General features: G+C 63.8%; 18 protein-coding genes. 11 read left to right on the forward strand and 7 right to left on the reverse strand.

Annotation, left to right across the window (positions count from 1 at the left end):
* Both BI343_RS18570 and BI343_RS18575 read left to right on the forward strand, forming a co-directional pair.
* Positions 1 to 386: LytTR family DNA-binding domain-containing protein (locus tag BI343_RS18570; protein ID WP_211269470.1), on the forward strand; the 386-nt coding region annotated here is incomplete at its 5' end.
* Positions 387 to 571: 185 nt separating this feature from the next.
* A complete protein-coding gene (locus BI343_RS18575) occupies positions 572 to 2,239 on the forward strand; it encodes a SulP family inorganic anion transporter (protein ID WP_071110854.1) in 1,668 nt (555 codons plus the stop codon).
* A gap of 104 nt (positions 2,240 to 2,343) precedes the next feature.
* Here BI343_RS18575 and BI343_RS18580 read toward each other — a convergent pair whose 3' ends face one another.
* From BI343_RS18580 to BI343_RS18595, 4 genes are all read right to left on the reverse strand, one after another.
* Positions 2,344 to 3,270 carry a 2-hydroxyacid dehydrogenase gene (locus BI343_RS18580; protein WP_139165790.1) on the reverse strand — a complete coding sequence of 309 codons (927 nt, stop codon included), beginning with the start codon at positions 3,268 to 3,270 and terminating at the stop codon, positions 2,344 to 2,346.
* A 52-nt stretch (positions 3,271 to 3,322) separates the two neighbouring features.
* Positions 3,323 to 4,090 (reverse strand): HAD-IIB family hydrolase, encoded by a 768-nt coding sequence (locus BI343_RS18585; protein WP_071110855.1) that lies wholly within the window; start codon positions 4,088 to 4,090, stop codon positions 3,323 to 3,325.
* Between the two features lie 85 nt (positions 4,091 to 4,175).
* Complete coding sequence (locus tag BI343_RS18590) at positions 4,176 to 4,637, reverse strand: hypothetical protein (protein WP_071110856.1); 462 nt, start codon at positions 4,635 to 4,637, stop codon at positions 4,176 to 4,178.
* Between the two features lie 150 nt (positions 4,638 to 4,787).
* On the reverse strand, positions 4,788 to 6,155 hold the full coding sequence (locus tag BI343_RS18595; RefSeq protein WP_071110857.1) for an HD-GYP domain-containing protein: 1,368 nt from the start codon (positions 6,153 to 6,155) through the stop codon (positions 4,788 to 4,790).
* 157 nt (positions 6,156 to 6,312) lie between these two features.
* Here BI343_RS18595 and BI343_RS18600 point away from each other — a divergent pair, with 157 nt between their 5' ends.
* Positions 6,313 to 6,822 (forward strand): GNAT family N-acetyltransferase, encoded by a 510-nt coding sequence (locus tag BI343_RS18600; protein WP_071110858.1) that lies wholly within the window; start codon positions 6,313 to 6,315, stop codon positions 6,820 to 6,822.
* 6 nt (positions 6,823 to 6,828) lie between these two features.
* Here the strand turns inward: BI343_RS18600 and BI343_RS18605 are convergent, their stop codons facing one another.
* From BI343_RS18605 to BI343_RS18615, 3 genes are all read right to left on the reverse strand, one after another.
* The gene (locus tag BI343_RS18605) at positions 6,829 to 7,221 is read right to left on the reverse strand and encodes a hypothetical protein (RefSeq protein WP_071110859.1); all 393 of its coding nucleotides are present in this window, start codon (positions 7,219 to 7,221) and stop codon (positions 6,829 to 6,831) included.
* Positions 7,222 to 7,307: 86 nt separating this feature from the next.
* Positions 7,308 to 8,783: a protein adenylyltransferase SelO gene (locus BI343_RS18610; RefSeq protein WP_071110860.1), complete on the reverse strand. Its 1,476-nt coding sequence runs from the start codon at positions 8,781 to 8,783 to the stop codon at positions 7,308 to 7,310.
* Between the two features lie 293 nt (positions 8,784 to 9,076).
* Entirely contained in the window at positions 9,077 to 11,344 is a 2,268-nt protein-coding gene (locus tag BI343_RS18615; protein ID WP_071110861.1) for a YgiQ family radical SAM protein, read from the reverse strand.
* Between the two features lie 274 nt (positions 11,345 to 11,618).
* On the opposite strand from BI343_RS18615, the gene kdoO reads away from it, so the two are divergent.
* The 8 genes from kdoO (at position 11,619) to BI343_RS18655 (ending at position 22,092) form a co-directional block, all read left to right on the forward strand.
* Positions 11,619 to 12,470 (forward strand): Kdo hydroxylase KdoO, encoded by an 852-nt coding sequence (kdoO, locus tag BI343_RS18620; protein WP_071110862.1) that lies wholly within the window; start codon positions 11,619 to 11,621, stop codon positions 12,468 to 12,470.
* Between the two features lie 251 nt (positions 12,471 to 12,721).
* The gene (locus BI343_RS18625) at positions 12,722 to 13,330 is read left to right on the forward strand and encodes a GNAT family N-acetyltransferase (RefSeq protein ID WP_211269471.1); all 609 of its coding nucleotides are present in this window, start codon (positions 12,722 to 12,724) and stop codon (positions 13,328 to 13,330) included.
* A gap of 148 nt (positions 13,331 to 13,478) precedes the next feature.
* The gene (locus BI343_RS18630; protein ID WP_071110864.1) at positions 13,479 to 15,161 is read left to right on the forward strand and encodes a glutamine--tRNA ligase/YqeY domain fusion protein; all 1,683 of its coding nucleotides are present in this window, start codon (positions 13,479 to 13,481) and stop codon (positions 15,159 to 15,161) included.
* A gap of 92 nt (positions 15,162 to 15,253) precedes the next feature.
* Positions 15,254 to 16,897 carry a bifunctional UDP-sugar hydrolase/5'-nucleotidase UshA gene (gene ushA, locus BI343_RS18635; protein ID WP_071110865.1) on the forward strand — a complete coding sequence of 548 codons (1,644 nt, stop codon included), beginning with the start codon at positions 15,254 to 15,256 and terminating at the stop codon, positions 16,895 to 16,897.
* A gap of 254 nt (positions 16,898 to 17,151) precedes the next feature.
* Positions 17,152 to 18,369, forward strand: a complete 1,218-nt coding sequence (locus tag BI343_RS18640; RefSeq protein ID WP_071110866.1) for a 6-phosphofructokinase — start codon at positions 17,152 to 17,154, stop codon at positions 18,367 to 18,369.
* A 117-nt stretch (positions 18,370 to 18,486) separates the two neighbouring features.
* Positions 18,487 to 19,860 (forward strand): cysteine--tRNA ligase, encoded by a 1,374-nt coding sequence (gene cysS / locus BI343_RS18645; RefSeq protein WP_071110867.1) that lies wholly within the window; start codon positions 18,487 to 18,489, stop codon positions 19,858 to 19,860.
* Positions 19,861 to 19,968: 108 nt separating this feature from the next.
* Positions 19,969 to 20,184, forward strand: coding sequence for a 50S ribosomal protein L31 (gene rpmE, locus BI343_RS18650; RefSeq protein WP_043624491.1), 216 nt, complete (start codon positions 19,969 to 19,971; stop codon positions 20,182 to 20,184).
* Positions 20,185 to 20,430: 246 nt separating this feature from the next.
* Positions 20,431 to 22,092 carry an ArnT family glycosyltransferase gene (locus BI343_RS18655; RefSeq protein WP_071110868.1) on the forward strand — a complete coding sequence of 554 codons (1,662 nt, stop codon included), beginning with the start codon at positions 20,431 to 20,433 and terminating at the stop codon, positions 22,090 to 22,092.
* Positions 22,093 to 22,194: the final 102 nt, after the last annotated feature.

Below are 22,194 nucleotides of genomic sequence, written 5' to 3' on the forward strand. Positions count from 1 at the left end.
TGCAGCAGACCGCGCCGCTGGTTCAGCCCATCGCGGCGGCGCCGGCCGAGGCGCAGCCGGCATACCTGAGCTGGATCACCGCCGGTCTGGGCAACAGCAAGCGCTTGATCGCGGTGGATGAAGTGCAGTATTTCAAGGCCTGCGACAAGTACACCGAGCTGGTGTTGGCCGGCGAGACACAGCTGATCCGCGCGCCGCTGAAGGAGCTGGCGACGCGGCTGGACCCCAGGCAGTTTGCCCAAATCCACCGCGGCCTGATCGTGCGGTTGGCGGCGGTGCAGGGCATAGAGCAGGACCTGCTGGGCCGCAGCTTTGTGCTGTTGAAACACGGCGGCGGCAAGCTGCCGCTGAGCCGCAGCTTCGCCGCGCAGTTCAAGGCCATGTAGGGCGGAAGCCCGCTAGGCGGGCATTCCGCCGCTGCCAGGGTGGGCAGCTTGATGCTCGGCAGGCGGAATGGCGGTGCTGAGTGGCCGCGTTGAACTGCCGACCCGCCGCGCCATCGATAAGGCGGCGCGGATGGCGATGAACTACGCTGACAGCATACTCAGCTCAAAATCAGAAAGCACGCGCGATGTCCGCCCTCGTTTTCCGCCCCCGCCTGCTCGATGCCCTTCGCCACTACAATGTCAAGCAACTGCGGGCCGACCTGATGGCCGGCGTCACCGTCGGCATCGTCGCGCTGCCGCTGGCGATGGCGTTCGCGATCGCCAGCGGCGTGCCGCCGCAGGCCGGCATCGTCACCGCCATCATCGCCGGCGCGCTGGCGGCCGCGCTGGGCGGCACCCGGCTGTGCGTCACCGGACCCACCGGCGCCTTTATCGTCATCCTGTATGGCATCGTCACAAAATACGGCGTGGCCAATCTGCTGATCTGTACCTTCATGGCGGGGATCATGCTGGTGCTGATGGGGGTGTTCCGGCTGGGGCAGGTGATACGTTTTTTCCCCATGCCGCTGATCACAGGCTTCACCAACGGCATCGCGGTATTGATCTTTCTGACCCAGTTGAAGGACTTCTTCGGCCTGCCCATCGCCAAGATGCCGTCCGGCTTTTTCGCCGTGATGGCGACGCTGCGCGCGCATTTCTCCGGCCTGGACGGCCCCTCCACGCTGCTGTCGTCCAGCCTGCTGCTGCTGATTCTGCTATGGCCCAAGCGCTTGAACCGGCTGCTGCCGTCGCCCTTTGTCGCCCTGGTGCTGGCCACGCTGGCGACCGTATTGTTCGATTTGCCGGTGGCGACGCTGGGCAGCCGCTTCGGCGGCATTCCGCAAGGGATGCCGTCGCCGGCCGGACTGGACCTGAACCCTGTCCATCTGTCCGATTTGCTGGCGCCGGCGTTCACCATCGCCTTGCTCGGCGCGATCGAATCCCTGCTGTGCGCGGTGGTGGTGGACAGCCTCACGGCCGACAAGCACGACGCCAATCAGGAGCTGATAGGGCAGGGCATCGCCAATATGGTGGTGCCGTTCTTCGGCGGCATTCCGGCCACCGGCGCGGTGGTGCGTTCGGTCACCAATATCGGCAATGGCGCGCGCACGCCGCTGGCGGCTGTGTTCCATGCCGCGCTGTTGCTGATGGTGCTGCTGTTGGCCGCGCCGCTGGCCGCCCATGTGCCGCTGGCGGCGCTGGCGGCGATTCTAGTGTCGGTGGCGCTGAAGATGGGCGACTGGGACATCCGCAAGGCGCGCCAGTTTCCGCCGCACGACACCTTGGTGCTGCTGGTGACCTTCGTGTTGACGGTCGCTTTCGATCTCACCGTGGCGGTGGAAATCGGCCTGCTGCTGGCCGCGGTGTTCTTCATCCGCAGCATGGCCAGCCATACCGCCATCCATCAGCTGTTGCCGGAGCATGCGCAACTGTTCGAGCGCCACAGCATCGCCGGCAAGAGCGTGCCGGACGGCTGCGCGGCCTTCCGCATCGAGGGCGCGCTGTTTTTCGGCGCGGCGGACAGCGTGGACATCATCCTGAAGGAAGCGCCGCGCGCGCGCGTGATCATCCTGCAGCTGCATAGGCTGGTTCTGCTCGACACCTCCGGCCTGTTGGCGCTGGAAGCCCTGCGCGCGCGGATGGCGGAGCAGGGCAGGACGCTGATCCTGTGCGGCGCGACGGATGAGGTGATGGACATGCTGGAGGGCTCCCGGCTGATGGAGCGCTTGGGCGAGGATAATCTGCAGCCTGATCTGGCCGCTGCCTTGCTGCGCGCGGAGGAGGCGCTGACCGATGGCGTGGTTTGGGCTTAGCGGGGGCGTCCGGTTGCGTTGGCGCGGCGGCAAGGGACGCATGATCAGGCCGATCAGAAAGTCGATCCGGCTGCTTCGCCCCCCGCGTGGCGAAGGTCCGCTCCTCAATAACCTTGCGCGCGTTCAACCAAGCCGTCGGCGGTTTGTCCTGCAGCCAGCTGGCGCAAGCGGCGGACGATTTGCTCCACAGAGGGTTGGCGCAGCGTGATGGCGGCAACGTGCGGGGTAATGGCAACCGCCGGGTGGCGCCACAGCGGATGGTCGGCCGGCAGCGGCTCCTCGGTAAACACGTCCAGCTGCGCGCAGCGCAGATGGCCATTGTCCAGCAAGGCTAGCAGCGCATCCTGATCCAGCAGGTCGCCGCGGCCGGCGTTGATCAGCATGGAGCCTTGCGGCAGCGTCTCCAGTCGCTGGCGATTGAGCAGGCCGCGGGTGTCCGGCGTGGACGGCAGCACGCAAGCCAGCACCTGGCTGTCGACCAGCAGTTGCGTCAGGCCGCTCTCGCCATGCAGGCAGCGGATCGCGCGGATGTCCTTGGGGCTGCGGCTCCAGCCGCTTACCTGGTAGCCGTCCGCAGCCAGCGAACGCGCAACCGCTGCGCCGATCTCGCCCAGGCCCAGCACGCCGACGCGGATGTCGCTTGGCAGCCGCGGCGCCAGCATGCGCCACTGGCCCGTGGCCTGCTGGCGGCGGTAAAGGTCCATGTTGCGCTGATAACCCAGCACGCCATAGCGTATGTATTCGGTCATCTGCGCCGCCATGCCGCCATCCAGCAGGCGGTAGACGGGCAGGTCGGCCGGCAGGTCCGGGCGGGCCAGCAGCTTGTCCACGCCCGCGCCCAATGCGAACAATGCTTCCAGGCTGGGCATCTCGGCCAGCAGGCCGTCCGGCAGCCCCCAGGTGACGAGGTGGCGGATGGCGGACAGTTCGGCATGCTCCAGATCGACGAACTGCCGCTCCGGCATGGCGGCGCGGAACAGTTCCAGATAGGCGGCGACCTCCTTGGGATTCGGGGTGTGGACCAGGATCATCGTAGCGTCTTCTGTAAGAGGGTGTGCTTGCAGTATACCGCGTCCAGACCATTCAGCAGGGCATGGTCCGCCCAAGTTGCTCGATGGCGGCAAGCAGGTTTTGCTCGACTTGCTCATCGCGCTCCACCTGTTCGGCGGCGTGCGGCAACAGTTGCGGGTGGCTGCCCACCAGCACTGGATGGCGTGCGGCGGCAAACATCGACAGGTCGTTGCTGTCGTTGCCGAAACACACCACTTGGTCGGCGGTGATGCCATGGCGCAGCAAGGCGCTCATCTTGCTTACGCCGCGGGCGGTGATGTCGACGATCTGTTGGTCCGAGTGGTGATGGACGGCGATATCGTCGCGCTCGGCCAGCGCCAGCTGCAGGGCAGGGCCGTCCGCGCATTCAGTGACCAATAGCTTGACCGGCAGCCGGATGTCGTCGCGAGCCACCTGGTTGGCCCGGCGTGCCGGATCGACCCAGCCCATGAACGGGTGAGCGGGATCGCCGCGGTAGTGATAGTGCCAGGGCAGATCAACCAGATAGGAGGCTTCCAAGCGTTCCGCCAGCGCGCACAATTGGTCCAGCGTGCGCTTGGCCAGCGGCTGGATGTCGCAAAGCTCGCCTTGATGGTAGGTCATGGCGCCGTTGGAGCCGACGAACAGGCCATGGTGAAAGCGCTCATCCAGCAAGTGCAGCATGTCGCGATAGGGGCGGGCGGAGGCGAAGCCGATCTGGTGTCCCTGTTTTTCCAGTTCGCTCAGCGCGTCTTGTATGGCCGGGCTGATGGTGTGGCCGTCGAAGCAAAGGGTGCCGTCTATGTCGAAGATGAAGTGCATGCGCAGTCCGGTGGAGGCCAGGTTTTCTGATGGGAGTGTGATTGTAATGGCCGGTAGCCGGGTTGTGTAAGTTCTAGCTGGACGGCTAGATTTCCGAGCTTGGACTGGCCAGTTGCTTCAGACAACGGACCTGCCAATCCCATTCCGGCTCGAACGCGGACGGATCCGCCGCCGCGCCGTAGCCGCCCTGGCCGTAAACGGCGGCATAGGCCGCGTAATCCGCCGCTTGCCTGGCGCGTCCGGCCAGCGCCATCGCCACCGCATGGCTGGCCGATACCGCCGCGTGGCCGCAGCCGTCCAGCGACGCCGAACCGGGGTGGGAGCGGGCCAATTCGGCCGCGCGCAAGGCCAAGACGTTCAGCGCCGCGCGGTCTATCCCGCCGGCCAGATAGCGTTCCAGCCCGCTCAGGCAGCCGGCGACTTCAGGATTTTCCAGCAAATGGGCGACCCGCTGGGCGCAGGCCAGTCCGAAACGCAGGCGCAGCGTTTCCCGCGACGGGGCGTCCAGTTGGAGCGAGGCGGCCAGCGCGTCAAGCTTCTCGTTCATGGTCCAAGGTTTCCATGGCAGGGCCGGGTGCCTTTGGTGCCGACTCTTGGTTGTTCCGCGCTGGCAGAGAATGGAATGCGGCGCGCGAAACGCCTCGATTCGCCGCAAAACGCATCCCGGCGCAACCGCTCACCAAATGTCAACAGCCCCTCAGGTCAAGCAGATGAGATCGCTCTCCAGCGCGTCCTCTTCGCGCAGCACGCCCTCCAGCGCGGCAAAGCAGCGCGGGTCCAGCGTGCTGCCCAGGCTTTGCCGCATGATGTCCAGCGTGACGGGCACCGGGTTTTCCGGGTGGTAGGGACGGGCGGCGTGGATGGCGTCGAAGACGTCGGCCACCGTGATGATGCGGGTTTCCAAGGCAATCTGGTCTGCCACCAGGCCGCGCGGATAGCCGGTGCCATCCAGCCGTTCGTGGTGGGCGCCGGCGACGCGGGCCAGTTCGGCGAACGACTCGATCCGCGCCAGGATGGTTTCGGTGTAGGCTGCGTGGCGTTTCACCGCTTCCCACTCTTCCGGCGTCAGCTTGCCTGGCTTGTCCAGTATGGTGTTGCTGACGCCGAGTTTGCCCACATCGTGCAACAGCGCGCCGCGCTTCAGCCAGCGGCGGCGTTGCGGATCCAGCCCCAGCTCCATGCCGATGCGGTCGGCGTAGTGTCCTACCCGGTGGCTGTGGCCGGCGGTGAACGGGCTCTTGGAGTCCACCACCTGGCCGAAGCCTTCGGCGATTTCGTCCATATAGTCTTCGTCCAGGGGGACGGTGAATTGGGCGGGCTCCAGCGCCAGCACCGCCTGCTCGATGTCGTCGGATTCCAATTGGCGCCAGAAACCATCGTCGCTTGCCGCGCCGCGGAAGGCCGCCACCAGCTCCGGGTCGAACCAGCCGCCGCCGCGGCTCACCGCCTCGTCCAGCGCGGCGTGGCGGCCGTGCGTGACATTGAAGACGTCGATCACCTGGGATAGCAGGGCGATGCGCGCGTTCAGCGGAATCGCCTGGCCGCTCAGGCCCAATGGCCGGCCGGAGCCGTCCCAGTGCTCGTCCAGATATTGGATGCCGCGCGCCACGTTTTCATTGAAACGCAGCTGGCGGGCGATGTCCGCGCCACGGTGGCAGCGGGTGTTGATCAACTCATCCGCCATTTCCTTGCCGCGGCGCAGCACGTTGAGAATGGACGCGGCGCGTTGCCGCCAGCCAGCGGCATGGGTGCCGGTATTGGCGAACACAAAGCCCAGCATTTGCGGCAGGCTGGCGCCCACCCGTTTGAAGTCCTGCTTGAAATCGCGGTCGTCGGTGAGGTAAAGCTCGCAAATCCGCGCGGCATTGCTGCTGCAGCCCAGGTCTTTCAGCAGGATGGTGTAGTACAGATCCCACAGCTCCTGCGGCGACAGCCCGATGGCGCGGCCAATATGCATGCCTATCCAACAACTGCGCACGCAATGGCCTTCCGGCTGGCCTTCGGTGATGTCCAGCGCGTAACTGAGGGCGCCTATCAGTTGCGATAGCTTCAGGGCTTGCGTCATGGCGTGTCCGTTACGGGGAGAGAAAATACCATTTTAGTCGCTGAGCATGGCCGTTTGGCCATGATGATGGCTGCGCGCGACAGAATTGAAATAGAGTGGGAAAAATGTCTACGACGATAGCCTCTCGACCAAGCGATCGATACAGGAGCCCGCTGCTATGAAGCGCCATGCCACATTGGATTTTCTGACCACCCATGATTTCCACGCCATCGCCGAGCTGGGCGCAGCCATCTGGCGCCAGCACTTCATCAGCATGATCACGCGCGAGCAAATCGACTACATGCTGGCCAGCCGTTACACCCCGGAAAAACTGAGCCGCTACCTTGACGCCCCTGATCGCTGGTTCCGTGTGTTGCGCGTGGACGGCAAGCCGTCTGGCTATTGCAGCTACGCGTTGACGGCCACGCCCGAGGAGATGAAGCTGGAGCAGCTGTACCTATTGGAAGCGCTGCGCGGCCAGGGCCTGGGCGGCCGCATGATGGACGAAGTGGAAGCCGCCGCGCGCGCCAAGGGCTGCGCCACGCTGATGCTGACCGTCAACCGCCGTAACGCCGGCTCCATCGCCGTGTACGAGAGGCGCGGCTTCACCGTGCGGGAGCAGGTGGTGGCCGATATCGGCAACGGTTTTGTGATGGATGATTATGTGATGGAGAAGAGGCTGGGCTGAGTGGCGTCAGTCTTGGCTCCCTGAATAAAGCTCGGACGTCCCCTGTTGGGCGCGGCCCCAGATTTCCTCGTCGCTCAGGATGGTCTCGATGAACTCGATCGGCACGCCGCCTTCCTCGATGATGGCGACGTGAAAGCCCGGCAGCGGTTCGTAGGGCCCCAGCAGCACGTTTTTATCCGCGATGGCCATGGCGAGGCAGGGCACCTTGAATGCCGGATGCGGCACGGTCTGGATCAGCGGATGCAGCGGACAGCCGGGTTCGAAGCGGTGCCACTGGATGCGGAAATCCACGCTATCGGCATCGGCGGTGTACATCCGGTATTTGGCGCTGTAGCGTTCGTTCGGCTTGGGCTCGGTAGTCGGGATGCCCATGTGATGGAATTGGTAGCGCGGACTCATGCGGAGTATCTGGCTTTCGTTAAATTCGGCAATGGTCTGAGAGAAGACTATTTTGATGAGAAATAGGTTCCGTGTCGCGGTGCGCATCACGTCCCGCAGAAGGTCCGGTACCCCTCCGCCACCTCCGGCGCGGCCGGCAGCGCGTAGCGTTGCAGGCCCTCGCGCTCGTTGAATGGGTCGCGCAAGACTTCCAATAGTTTTCGAGTTGGTCCCATATCGCCATGCTCGCTGGCTGCGGTCAGCGCTTCTTCCACCAAGTGATTGCGCGGGATGTACAGCGGGTTTTCGCGACGCATCGCGGCGGCGATGTCGGGCGGGCGGCGGGTGCGCGGCACATGGCGGTTTTGCCATTGTTTGAGCCACGGTTCCAATACCGATGCGGAGGGAAACAGCGCGGCCAGCCTGTCCGGCTTGCCTTCGGCCTCGTCGGCCAGATAGCGCCAGGCCAGGGTGTGATCCACGCCATAGGCCGCCAGCAGCGCCAGCCAGTCTTGCAGCAGTTGCTTGTCCGTCGCCTTGGCGTCCAGCAGGCCGAACTTGCGGCGCGCCTGATCCAGCCAGTGGGCTTGATAGCGTTCGGGGAAGCTTTCGATGATCTCGGTGGCGGCCGGCACGGCGGAAGCTGGATCGTCCGGCGCGATCAGCGGCAGCAGGGTTTCGGCAAAGCGCGCCAGATTCCATTGCGCGATGGCCGGCTGGTTGCCGTAAGCGTAGCGGCCGGTGTGGTCGATGGAGCTGAACACGGTATCCGGGTGGTGGGCGTCCATGAAGGCGCAGGGACCGAAGTCTATGGTTTCGCCGGACAGCGCCATATTGTCGGTATTCATCACGCCGTGGATGAAGCCGGCGTGCATCCAGCGGGCGATCAGCTCGGCCTGGCGCTCCGCCACCGCGCTCAACAGGCTCAGGTAGCGATGGTCTTGGTTTGCCAGTTCTGGGTAATGGCGGGCGATGGTGTAATCGGCCAGTTTTTTCAACGTCTCGCTTTCGCCGTGGATGGCGAAATACTGGAAGGTGCCGACGCGCAGATGGCTGGCGGCGACGCGGGTCAGCACCGCGCCGGGCAACTGGCGCTCGCGCTGGACAGGCTCGCCGGTGGCCACCACCGCCAGCGCGCGGGTAGTGGGGATGCCCAGCGCCTGCATCGCCTCGCCCAGGATCAGTTCGCGCAGCATCGGCCCGACCGCCGCCTTGCCGTCGCCGCGGCGGGAGAAGGGCGTGCGGCCGCTGCCCTTGAGGGCGATGTCGCGGCGCTGGCCATGGCGATCGATCACTTCGCCCAGCAGCAGCGCGCGGCCATCGCCCAACGACGGCGACAAGCCGCCGAACTGATGGCCGGCATAGGCCTGGGCGATGGGGTGCGCGCCCGGCGGCAGGCTGGCGCCGGAAAACAGACGCGCCAGCTCGGCGGCGCTGGCTTGCGCCGTGTCCAGACCCAGTTCGTCCGCCAGTTCGGCATTCCAGAACAGCAGCGCCGGCGCGGGCGGCATGTCCGGCTGCGCGGCTTGCCATGCGCCGGGCAGGTCGCGGGCATAGCTGTGGTCGAAGGCGATGTGGATCATGGCTGGCCTCGTGGGGTCTGTCGTTTAGGTTCTTGCCGCGCTGTTTTCCATCCGGTTTGCCGGCGAGCATGAGCCGCGCCAAGCGCGTTCAAGCGTTCACCAGTTTAGGCGGGGCGTGTTGCTATATTGTGCGCTCACAAGCGGTATGTCGATGGCGGCATGCACGGCGTCATTTTGCCTGTTCGACGAGCTAATGGATAGCTCAATGGCATAATTCGCGCCAAGTCGCCGTTGATGCTTCTCGGCTGAAAAAACGCCACGCTTTTGAGAGGCGCGGCGTTTTTCCTGCTGGATCAGCGGTTGCGGCCGGTTTTGCCGCCAGGCTTGGCCGGCGAGCGGCCAGCCTGCGGTTTGCTGGAGCCAGGCTTGCCGCCTGTGCCGCGCGCGCCGACGGTTGCCGGCTTGCCGCGCTGCCCCTGCGGGGCTTGTCTTGCGCCGGTGGCCTTGCCGCGGCTCATGGTCGCGCCCATCTTGTGGCGCACGGCGGCGGCCTTGTCGCCCGGCGGCGTCGGCGGGATCAGGCAGTGCTTGCTGTGGCCGATCAGGTCGCTGCGGCCCATATTGATCAGCGCGTCGTGGATGATCTGCCAGTTGTCCGGATGGTGGTAGCGCAAGAAGGCCTTGTGCAGCTTGCGGCGGTAGCCGTCGCGCACCACGTCCACTTTTTCCGAGCTGCGGCCCAGCCGCTTCAGCGGGTTGCGGCGCGTGTGCCACATGGTGGTGGCCAGCGCCATCGGCGTCGGAGTGAAGGTTTGCACCTGGTCCAGGCGGAAGTTGTTCTTTTTCAGCCACAGCGCCAGATTCATCATGTCTTCATCGCTGGTGCCCGGGTGGGCGGCGATGAAATAGGGGATCAGGTACTGTTCCTTGCCGGCCTGGCGGCTGAAGCGCTCGAACAGTTCCTTGAACTTGTCGTAGGCGCCCATGCCCGGCTTCATCATCTTGGACAGCGGGCCGTCCTCGGTGTGCTCAGGGGCGATCTTCAGGTAGCCGCCCACATGGTGCTGCACCAGTTCCTTGATGTATTCGGGCGAGCGCACGGCCAGGTCGTAGCGCAGGCCGGATTGAATGTTGATCTTCTTCACGCCCGGCAGCGCGCGCGCCTTGCGGTACAGCTGGATCAGGTGGCTGTGGTCGGTGTTCAGGTTCTCGCAGATGCCCGGAAACACGCAGGACAGCTTTCTACAGGACGATTCGATCTTCGGGTCCTTGCAGGCCAGCCGGTACATATTGGCCGTCGGGCCGCCCAGGTCGGAGATGTGGCCTTTGAAGCCCGGCGTTTTGTCGCGGATTTCTTCGATCTCGCGCAGGATGGATTCTTCCGAGCGGCTCTGGATGATGCGGCCTTCGTGCTCGGTGATGGAGCAGAAAGTACAGCCGCCGAAACAGCCGCGCATGATGTTGACCGAATACTTGATCATTTCCCAGGCCGGGATGTGGGCGTCGCCATAGCTGGGGTGCGGATTGCGGGCGTAGGGCAGGCCGTAGACGAAGTCCATCTCTTCCGTGCTGAGCGGAATCGGCGGCGGGTTCAGCCACACGTCGCGCTCGCCGTGCAGCTGCACCAGCGCGCGGGCGTTGCCGGGGTTGGATTCCAGGTGCAGCGTGCGGCTGGCGTGGGCGTACAGCACCGGGTCGTGCGCCACGGCTTCGTAGGCCGGGATGCGCAGCACGGTTTTGGCGCGCTCGGCGCGGCGCTTGGCCAGGCGCTCCTCGCGCGATTCGATCCGGATGACTTGCGGCTTGGACGGATCAATGTCCTTGGTGGCCTCGGCCGCCTGTTTCGGGATTGCCTGATACGGATTCAGGTGCGGATCGACGCGGCCAGGCTCGTCCACCACGCTGGAGTCCATCTCCTGCCATTCCTCATCCGGTTTCCAGCAATGCGGCACGATGAAGGCGGTGCCGCGGATGTCGCGCATTTCGGACAGTTTTTCGCCCTTTGCCGCGCGGTGGGCGATTTCCACCAGCGCGCGCTCGGCGTTGCCGAACAGCAGGATGTCCGCCTTGGAGGTGATCAGCACCGACTGGCGAACTTTGTCGCTCCAGTAGTCGTAATGGGCGATGCGGCGCAGGCTGGCTTCGATGGAGCCTATCATCACGCCGACGCCGGGATAGGCCTCGCGGCAGCGCTGGGCGTAGACGGTGACGGCGCGGTCCGGGCGCTTGTTCGGCGCCGCATGCGGCGTGTAGGCGTCGTCCGAGCGCGGCTTGCGGTCCGCGGTGTAGCGGTTGATCATCGAATCCATATTGCCGGCGGTGACGCCGAAGAACAGATTGGGCCGGCCCAGTTCGCGGAACGCGTCCGCGCTGTGCCAATCCGGCTGGGCGATGATGCCGACGCGGAAACCCTGCGCCTCCAGCAAGCGGCCCACCAGCGCCATGCCGAAGCTCGGATGGTCGATGTAGCAATCCCCGGTGACCAGGATGATGTCGCAGGAGTCCCAACCCAGTTGGTCCATCTCGGCGCGGGTCATCGGCAGGAACGGGGCGGTGCCGAAACGGCTGGCCCAGTACTTGCGGTAGGAATCGATCGGTTTAGCGGCTTGCGGAGTCGTCATGCGTTCACGTCTATTTCTGGCAGCCGGCCATTATGCCTCAATCCGGTAAAAAAATCAGCATAAACAATTGTTTAATGTCATGAATCGCCTGACTGCCTGTAGGGGTTTTGCGAGTCGGGAATTATTAGGCAAATCAAGGCGCTGACGAGGCTGTCCTGGCGGCGGGCTGCCTTTGTCATAGATTTGGGTGTACCCTTTGGCCTTTAATCGGCGCAAAGGGCCAGCGGCAAGGCAGCCATGGTTGCCGTCGTTGAGTCTGGATAGGGGGAAGGTTATGGTTGAGCGCATCGTCAGCGTGCGGGGCGGAGAGCAGGGCTTAGTGCAAAGGCTGGAGGCGGGCGTTGTGCTGCATGTGCCGGATTTCCGCTTCAGCCTCAATGCTGCGGAACAGGCCTTGCTCAACCCGTCCATCGCCGATCCCAAGCGCAAGAACATCAGCCTGGAGCCGAACAACGGCACCCTGCACGGCGTGCAAGGCGGAGACGACACTCAGCAAGCCGTGCGCGCCTTGATTTCGCGTTATCAGCAAGCGGCGGCGCAGTTGTTGGCGCAAGTGCTGCCGGAGTATCAGGGCAAGACGCGGGCCGCGCCCACCAGTCTGCGGCTGGTGCGGGTGGAAGACCGCAGAACCTCCTGGCGCAAGGACGACAGCAGGCTGCACGTGGATGCCTTCCCATCCCGTCCCACCTATGGCGAGCGCATTCTGCGCGTGTTCTGCAACGTCAACCCGGCCGGCGAGCCGCGGGTGTGGCGAGTCGGCGAGCCGTTCGAGGATATGGCGAAGAGGATGCTGCCGCGGGTGCCGGCGCAATGGCCGGGCTCGGCGGCCCTGCTGGCGGCGCTGAAAATCACCAAGCGCAAGCGCAGCGCCTACGACCACATCATGCTGCATCTGCGCGACGCGATGAAGGCCGACCTGGAATACCAGAAGACCTGTCCGCAGCAGACGGTCCCGTTCGCGCCCGGCGGGGCTTGGATCTGTTTCTCCGACCACGCCTCTCACGCGGTGATGTCCGGCCAGTTCATGCTGGAGCAGACTTTGTGGCTGCCGCTTGAGAAGATGGACGACCCGAGCAAGTCGCCGTTGCGGCAGCTGGAGCGGCTGACGGGGCGGGCGCTGGTTTAAGCGAATTACCTGTACTTTAGGATGGGGTTGGTGAGGCGTCGTTTCATTGCAAAATACTGGAATCCTCTAGCCGGCGCTTCACTGAAGCGCCGTTTTCATGGTTCCTCGCCGTTAGCCGATATAGAAATGGGTGTCCACGCATGAACTCCCCTCAAGTCACTCCCCATTCCACGCCGTCCTCGCAACGCTTGCCAAATTGGCGCTCGGCCGGGAAAGCGCCTAACGCACCCATTCAGGGACAGTCAGTATTTTTGCTGCCGCTGGATCCGCCGCGGCATGGCGAAGCGCTATTCAAGCTGTTTGCCAATGACGAGGCGCATTGGGCGCATTTGCCATATGGGCCGTTTGCCGATGCGGAAAGCTTCATGTCCTGGCTGGCGCTGACCGTATCCGCCGCCGATGCCGCGCTTTATGCGGTGTTCAAGAAGGATTCCAATCAGGCGCTGGGTTTCCTGGGCTATCGACAGATCGTTCAGGCGCATGGCACGTTGGAGATTGGGCATGTCAATTTTTCTCAGGCGCTGCGTCAAACCCGCATGGCGAGCGAAGCCATGTATTTATTGCTGAAAACGGCTTTTGAATTGGGCTATCGCCGCTGCGAATGGCGTTGCGACTCCCGCAATGCCGCGTCGGCCAAGGCCGCGCGCCGTTTGGGTTTTCAATTTGAAGGCATGCTGCGCCAGGCCATGGTGGTGAAGGGGCGCAATCGAGATACGCTGCTGTTCTCGATACTGGACGGCGAATGGGATGGGCTGTGCCAGGCGTACGAAGCCTATCTGGCCGATGACAATTTCGACGCTGAGGGGCGGCAGCTGCATTCTTTGGGCCGCTTTATGGCGAAGGATTGCGCATTGGCGTGAGCGCATCGAGTGGCGGTGTCAGAGAGCTTTGGTTCGACCCGGCAAGGGCGGGTTTGGCCGGCACACGGCGCGAATCCGCCCACTCGCGGAAAATGCGGAAAAAATCGGTTACAATGGCCGATTCGCTATCCTTACCCACAGCCAGAACATGAGCACGGAAAACAACGCGCCGGTTGTCAACAACTTCATTCGCAGCATCATCGACGAGGACTTGGCCTCGGGCCGCCGCAGCTCGGTGGTGACGCGCTTCCCGCCGGAACCGAACGGCTTCGCCCACATCGGCCACGCCAAGGCCATCTGCATCAACTTCGGCCTGGCTGAGGATTATCAGGGCCAGTGCAATCTGCGCATGGACGATACCAATCCGGAGAAAGAGTCAGACGAGTTCGTCGAGGCGTTCAAGCAAGACATCAGCTGGCTGGGCTTCAAGTGGAACGGCGAAGTCCGTTTCGCTTCGGACTATTTCGACCGCCTGTACGATTACGCCGTCGAGCTGATCCAGGCCGGCAAAGCCTACGTGGACGACCTGTCCGCCGAGGAAATGCGCCAGTACCGCGGCAGCCTGACCGAGCCGGGCAAGAACAGCCCGTACCGCGACCGCACGCCGGAAGAGAACCTGGACCTGTTCACCCGGATGCGCAATGGCGAATTCCCGGACGGCAGCAAGACGCTGCGTCTGAAGATCGATATGGCTTCGCCCAATATCAATCTGCGCGATCCGGCCATCTACCGCATTCGCCGCGTGCATCATCACCGCACTGGCGACAAGTGGTGCATCTACCCGATGTACGACTACACGCATTGCATCTCCGACGCGATCGAGGGCATCACCCATTCGCTGTGCTCGTTGGAGTTTGAAGACCACCGCCCGCTGTACGACTGGGTGCTGGACAACATCAGCATCGATCACCATCCGCAGCAGATCGAATTCTCGCGTCTGGAGCTGTTGTACGCGCTGACCTCCAAGCGCAAGCTGCAGGCGCTGGTGAACGATGGCGTGGTGACGGGCTGGGACGATCCGCGCATGCCCACCATCGCCGGCATGCGCCGCCGCGGCTACAGCCCGGCCGGCATCAAGCTGTTCGCCCAACGCATCGGCGTGTCGAAGAGCGAAAACATCATCGACATGGCCATTCTGGAAGGCGCGGTGCGCGAGACGCTGGAAAACGACTCGCCGCGCGTGATGGCCGTGGTCAATCCGATCAAAGTGACGCTGACCAATTACGACGCCGCCGTCACCGCCAGCCGCAGCGCGCCGTTCCACCCGCACCATCCGGAATTCGGCGAGCGCGACGTGCCCATCGCCCGCGAGATCTGGATCGAGCGAGACGACTTCGCCGAAACGCCGCCGCCGAAGTGGCAGCGCCTGACCGCCGGCGGCGAAGTGCGCCTGCGCTACTCCTACGTGATCAAGTGCGAGGAAGTGGTCAAGGACGCCAATGGCGAGATCGTCGAGTTGAAGTGCTCGATCGACCACGATACCCTGGGCAAGAATCCGGAAGGCCGCAAGGTCAAGGGCGTGATCCACTGGGTGTCGGCCGAGCACGCCATCCAGGCCGATGTGCGCTGGTATGATCGCCTGTTCACCGAGTCGCGCCCCGATGCGGTGCGCGGCGAGGATGGCGAATATGTCGACTTCCGCCAGTTCCTGAACCCGGAATCGTTAAAGCTGGTTCCGGCCTATGTGGAGGCTTCGGTGCTGCAGGCCGCGCCGGAAACGCGCTTCCAGTTCGAGCGTTTGGGTTACTTCGTGACCGACCGCTACGAGCACCAGCCCGGCGTCAAGGCGGTGTTCAACCGCACCGTGGGCCTGAAGGACAGCTGGAAGTAAGCTGTTTGGCCATCCATCAATGGCGAACCTCCGGGTTCGCCATTTTTGCGTGCAAAGGCGGCTGCTCCGGCCGCCCGGAACAAGGAGAAAAAATGCATATCGCGCTCAAGTCCGTTTCCCTGTCGCTGCTGGCCGCGGGCCTGCTGACCGCCTGCACTACGCCGCCTGGCAAGAACAACTACCTCGACAAGACCTACAAGATCACCATCCTGCACACCAACGACCATCACGGCCGCTTCTGGCCCAACGCCGACGGCGAGTATGGCCTGGCGGCGCAGAAAACGGTGGTGGACAAGGTGCGCGCCGAGGTGAAGGCGGAGGGCGGCTACACCTTGTTGTTGTCCGGCGGCGACGTCAACACCGGCGTGCCGGAGTCTGACCTGCAGGACGCGGAGCCGGATTTCCGCGCGATGAGCCGCATCGGCTACGACGCGATGGCGGTAGGCAATCACGAGTTCGACAAGCCGGTGCCGGTGCTGATGAAGCAGCGCGGCTGGGCCAGCTTCCCCATGTTGTCGGCCAATATCTACCAGGATGGCCGCCGGATGTTCGATCCTTACGCCATGTTCAACCTGGGCGGGGTCAAGGTGGCGGTGCTGGGCCTGACCACGGACGATACGGCCAAGATGGTCAATCCGGCGCAAATCCAAGGCATCGAGTTCAAGAGCCCGATCGCGGAGGCCGCTAAACTGGTGCCGGAATTGCGCCAGAAGGCCGACATCGTCATCGCCGCCACCCATATGGGCCACTACCCGGACGGCCAGCATGGCGTCAACGCGCCGGGCGATGTGGAGATGGCGCGCGCGGTCAAGGGGATCGATCTGATCGTCGGCGGCCACAGCCAGAACCCGGTGTGCATGAAGGCGGAAAACGTGCGCGACGACGCCTATGTGCCGGGCCAGCCTTGCGCGCCGGACCGCCAGAACGGCGCCTGGATTGTGCAGGCGCACGAGTGGGGCAAGTATGTCGGCCGCGCCGATTTCGAATTCAACAACGGCAAGTTCAAGCTGGTGAAGTATCAGCTGATTCCGGTCAATCTGAAAAAAACCGTCGCCACGGCGGATGGCAAGACCGAAAAAGTGCCGTATGCCGAGCTGATTCCGGAGGACGGCAAGCTCCGGACCTTTCTCAAGGCTTACCAAGATAAAGGCCAGCAAGAGCTGGGCGTCAAGGTGGGAGAGCTGTCCGCCAAGCTGGAGGGCGACCGCGAGGTGGTGCGCAGCCGCCCCACCAATCTGGGCGTGTTCGTCGGCATGGCCATGATGGACAAGACCCAGGCCGACTTCGCCGTGATCAATTCCGGCGGCATCCGCGATTCGCTGCCGACCGGCCCGGTCAGCTACCGCGACGTGCTCAAGGTGTTCCCATTTGGCAGTACGCTGGCGTATGTCGACCTGCCTGGGGGTGAGGCGCTGGATTACCTGAAGGCGGCGGCCAGGATGACGCCGGGCGCCGGCGCTTTCGCCCAGTTTGCCGGAGTGAGGCTCAGGATAGAGGGAGGCGAGCTGCGGCAGGCGCTGATAGGCGGCCAGCCGATTGATCCGGCCAAAACCTACCGCATGGCGATCAACAGCTTCATGGCGGCGGGCGGCGACGGTTATCCCAAGCTGAATCAGCATCCGGGTTACGTCAATACCGGCTTTGTCGATGCCGAGATCCTGAAGGACTTTGTCGCCAAGCACTCTCCCATCCAGGCGGCCCGCTACGTTCCAGGCGACGCGGTGCTGCGGCGTTAAGTCTGCCTGCTTGATGTCACCCATGCAGCCCCGCCTTGGCGGGGTTTTCCTTTTTCCTGCCGACGGGGCCGTTTGCGTGTGTAGTGCCGACGCTACTTTTGCGCCGGTTTGCTGCCGGTCAAGGAAGCATTTCTTGGCGCGGCTAACCGGCTTGAGGCGACTCTCGCGCCGGTGGTATGGTGGTGGTGTTAGCAGCGTAGGCAGGCTGTCTGGTCTTGCGCTGCCCGGACTGTCCACTATTTCAGGTTGCGATCATGACCAAGCCAAGAGCCGTATATCTGCAATCCGGCGGACCTACCGCCGTTCTGAACGCTTCCGCCCAGGGCGCCATCGAGACCGCGCGCCGGCTGGGCCTGTCCCTGTATGCCGCCTTTGACGGACTGGCGGGCCTGCTGGAAGGGCGCCTGTGCGATACCGACGGCGTATCCGACACCGCCATCGCGCAATTGGCCTTCATGCCCGGCGGCAGCTTCGGCGTCAGCCGCCGCATGATAGGCACGTTCGAAGAAGCGCCGGAAGACTGGCTGCGCCTGCGCGACGTGCTGGCCAAGCACGACATCCACTATTTGCTGATCAATGGCGGCAACGGTTCGCTGGGCTGCGCCGAGCGGCTGGTCGATTTTGAAAAGCATACCGGCTACAAGCTGGGCGTGATCGGCGTGCCCAAAACCATTGACAACGACTTGGTCGGCACCGACAACAGCCCGGGCTACGGCTCGTCCGCCAAGTTTCTGGCCAGCGCCATGCGCGAGGTGGGCCTGGACATGACCAGCATGGGCTGGGGCCGCGTCTTCATCATGGAAACCATGGGCCGCCACACCGGCTGGCTGGCCGCCGCCTGCGCCGCGTCTTCGCGCAGCCCGCAGGAGGCGCCGCATCTCCTGTTGCTGCCGGAGGTGCCGTTCGACGAGCAGCGCTTCCTCGCCGCGCTGGATGCCAGTCTGGCCAAGTATGGCCAGTGCGCCATCGCGGTGGCCGAGGGCATCACCGGCAAGGACGGCCGTTTTGTCGCCGAGGCCAAGAAGTCGGAAACCTACGGCCACGAGCAACTGGGCGGCGCCGGACACTGGCTGGCGCAGCTGATCCTGCGCGAGCGCGGCATCTCCGCCCACGTGGCGCAAGTGGATTATCTGCAGCGCGCCGGCGGCCACCTGGCTTCCACTACCGACGTCCGCCAGGCCTATGTGATGGGCGAGCGCGCGGTGGAGTGGCTGCTGGCCGGCAAGACCGGCTTGATGGCCGGCATCAAGCGCCTGAATGACCACCCTTACTGTTGGGACGTGGTCGAGGTGCCGCTGTCGGAAGTGGGCGACAAGGAAAAGCGGCTGCCGCCGGAATTCATCGGCGAGGATGGTTTCTGCGTCACCCAGGCCTTCCTCGATTACGTCAAGCCGCTGATGGAGGGCGAGCGCATTCCGCCGTTCAAGGACGGTCTGCCGGATTACCGCCCCATCGCCTGGCCCAAGGTATAAGGCAGTTTGATGTCGCCAACCGCCGGCTTTGCCGGCGGTTTTGCTTTGCGGCTGCAGCGCGCGCCGCGCATCTGTTACAATCACCCTCTTTTTGACCGATCACAATAGGTTTCAGACATGCTCAGCTTGTACAACACACTGACCCGCCAGAAGGAAGCGTTCAAACCCATCGAACCCGGCAAAGTGCGCATGTACGTCTGCGGCATGACCGTCTACGACCTCTGTCACATCGGCCACGCGCGCATGCTGGCCGCCTTCGACGTGATCTACCGCTGGCTGAAAGCCTCCGGCTACGACGTCACCTATGTGCGCAACATCACCGACATCGAAGACAAGATCATCAAGCGCGCGCTGGAGCGCGGCATCACGCCGGAGCAGCTGGTGGAAGAAACCATCGCCGACATGCACCAGGATGCCGCCGCGCTGGGCCTGCTGCCACCTACTTTCGAACCGCGCGCCACGCACCACGTCGGCGGCATGATCGCGCTGATCGAACAGCTGATCGCCAATGGCAAAGCCTACCCGGCCGCCAATGGCGACGTTTACTACGCGGTGCGCGAGTTTGAAGGCTACGGCAAGCTGTCCGGCCGCACGCTGGACAAGCTGCGCGCCGGCGAGCGCGTGGAAGTGGACCCGAACAAGCGCGATCCGCTGGACTTCGTGCTGTGGAAGGCCGCCAAGCCGGGCGAACCGTCTTGGGACAGCCCGTGGGGCAAGGGCCGTCCGGGCTGGCACATCGAGTGCTCCGTGATGAGCTGCCACCATTTGGGCGAGCATTTCGACATCCACGGCGGCGGCGAAGACTTGCAGTTCCCGCATCATGAAAACGAAATCGCCCAGTCCGAGGGCGCCCACGGCCATCAGTACGTCAATTACTGGCTGCACAACGGCTTCATCAATGTAGACGGCGAGAAAATGTCCAAGAGCCTGGGCAATTTCTTCACCATCCGCGATGTGCTTGAGCATTTCGACGGCGAAGTGATCCGCTTCTTCATCGTGCGCAGTCACTATCGCAGCCCGGTCAACTACACCGACAGCATCCTGAACGACGCCAAGCAGGGCCTGACCCGTCTGTATACCGCGTTGCGCGGCATCGACTTGCCGGCGTCGCAGGGCATTGATTGGAACAACGCCTACGCCGCGCGCTTCAAGGCGGCGATGGACGATGACTTCAATTCTTCCGAGGCCGTGGCCGTGCTGTTTGACCTGGCAGGCGAGGTCAACAAGAGCCGCGATCCGCAACAGGCGCGGCTGCTGAAGGATCTGGCCGGCGTGCTGGGCCTGCTCACGCGCGATCCGGACGCCTTCCTGAAGGGCGGCGCCAGCGAGGGCGAACTCTCCGCCGAGCAAGTGGAAGCGCTGATCCAGGCCCGCAAGGACGCGCGCGCCGCCAAGAACTGGGCCGAGTCCGACCGCATCCGCGACGAGCTGACCGCCAAGGGCATTGTGCTGGAAGACAGCGCTGCCGGCACCACCTGGCGCCGCGCCTGACCGTTATTTGCCCCGCTTGGCTTGTCAAGGGCGGGCAAACGGCGGATAATGCCGCGTTTAGCAAGCAGTACAGGCAAAACCCCTGTACCCGATTAGAAAGGTAGAGAGATGAAAACCGATATTCACCCGAACTACAAAGAACTGTCCGTTACCTGCTCCTGCGGCAACCAGTTCGTGACCAAGTCCACCATGTCCAAGGACGCCTTCTCCATCGAAGTGTGCTCCAGCTGCCACCCGTTCTACACCGGCAAGCAAAAGATCGTGGACACCGCTGGTCGCGTGGACAAGTTCAACCAGAAGTTCGGCAGCTTCTTCAAGCGCTAAGCGCTACGCCGTATCTGGAAAAAAGGCAGCCCCGGCTGCCTTTTTTGCTGCGCGGATGAAAATGGTGCGATGGCTCCATGCGTGATGTGAACGATGGTCTCTGCCATGGCTCTGTATCTATGCCATGTTGCATGCGGTGCGGATGTGCCGATAGGCAGTGGCATGGGCACGGCTAGAAGCGATAAGCTTGCTTCAACTGCGCGAAGTCAACGGCCCTTAGCCGCACAAAACCGATTCGAATTAAACATGCTCACTTATTCCGCTCAGGCCAGCCAGCTGGCCAAGCCGACCGAAAAACCCTGGGTGCTGCTCCTGCTGTGCTTCATCTGGCTGTGGCCGGGTATTCTGGGGCACGATCCATGGAAGCCGGACGAGCCGTATGTGCTGGCGGTTGTCCAGGGCATGCTGCACAGCGGCAACTGGCTGCTGCCGACGCTGCAGGGCGCCCCGTATCTGGAGAACCCGCCGCTTTACTATTGGCTGGCTGCGGGTTGCGTCAAGCTGTTTTCGCCCTGGCTGCTGCCGGCGCATGACGCCGCCCGCCTGTCCACGCCGCTGTTGATGGCGCTGGCCTTGTTGCTGGCGGGCATGGCCGGCCGCGACCTGATAGGCCGCCGCCATGGCCGCAGCGTGGTGATGATCCTGATCGGCTGCCTGGGCTTGGTCGAATCCGGCCATCAACTGACGCCGGTCATCGCCAGTTTTACCGGTTTTGCCGCCGCCTTCTACGCCTTGTCGCTGACGCTGCGCTCGCCAGGCCTGGCCGGCGCGCTGCTCGGCGCTGCCAGTGTCGCCACCTTCCTGGGCGGCAGTCTCACCGACCTGATGCTGATCTGGCTGACCGCGCTGATGTTGCCGGCGTTCAGCGCCTGGCGCTGCAAGAACTATGCGCTGACGCTGCTGCTGGCGCTGATGGTGGCGCTGCCCGCCATCCTGGTATGGCCGATGTTGCTGTTGCGCGAGTACCCAGCCGTCTTCGCCGATTGGTGGGCCAATTACTGCTTGGGCCAGACCAGCGGCTTCAAGCACATCAGGATGTTCCACGATTTCGGCTACTACACCGTCAACGTGTTGTGGTTCGCCTTCCCGGCTTGGCCGCTGGCCTTGTGGACCCTGTACCGCCAGCGCCAGCCGCTCTCGCCCAAGCTGCAGCTGCCGCTGCTGTTCGCTTTGATGATCGCGCTGTTGCTGACACTGTCCGACCGCGCCAGCATTACCGACGCCATGCCCTTGCTATTGCCGCTGTCCATCTTGGCGGCAGTGGAGCTGGATACGCTGCGCCGCGGCGCGGCGGCCTTCCTGAATTGGTTCGCGCTGATGACCTTCGGCCTGTTCGGTCTTTTGGTATGGCTGGGCTGGGCGGCGATGAACTACGGCTGGCCGGCCGGCTTGGCCGGACGCGCCCAGTATTTCAGTCCGTTCTACCAGCCGCATGTGTCATGGTGGCATGCGGTGGGCGCGCTGGTGGCCACGCTGGTCTGGCTGTGGGCGCTGACCCGGCCCCATCTGCGCGGCCGCCAGGCCATCACCAATTGGGCCGCAGGACTGACGTTGCTGTGGGGTCTGGGCATGACTTTATGGCTGCCATGGTTTGACGCCGCCAAGAGTTACCGCCCGGTAGTGCAGAGCATGTTGCGCAAGCTGCCGGCTGGCGGAGTGTCGTGCGTCGCCGCGGAAAGTCATAATCGCCTGGCCCTGATCAGCTGGCGCTACTACGCCGGTATGGATTTGCTGCCATTTCCCGCTGGCGAGACGCCGCCTTGCGATTACTGGTTGGTCGTCCGGGACAGGCAACAAGGCATGGCCGAGCCAGGGTGGCAGGTGCTATGGACTGGCCATCGTCCGCGCGAGGACAATATGACTTTTGCCTTGCTGCAGCGTTTGCCGCCGACGCAGCCATCCAATTAATGGCCATGAGTTGAGCCAAGCCGTCTCTGCAGGCAGAGGCGGCTTTTTGACTTTAAGGCCATGGCGGCTGCGCGCATGCCGTCCGCGCGGCCGCTTATCCCA

Origin of the sequence: Chromobacterium amazonense, assembly GCF_001855565.1 — a bacterium.
GTDB classification, from domain to species: domain Bacteria; phylum Pseudomonadota; class Gammaproteobacteria; order Burkholderiales; family Chromobacteriaceae; genus Chromobacterium; species Chromobacterium amazonense.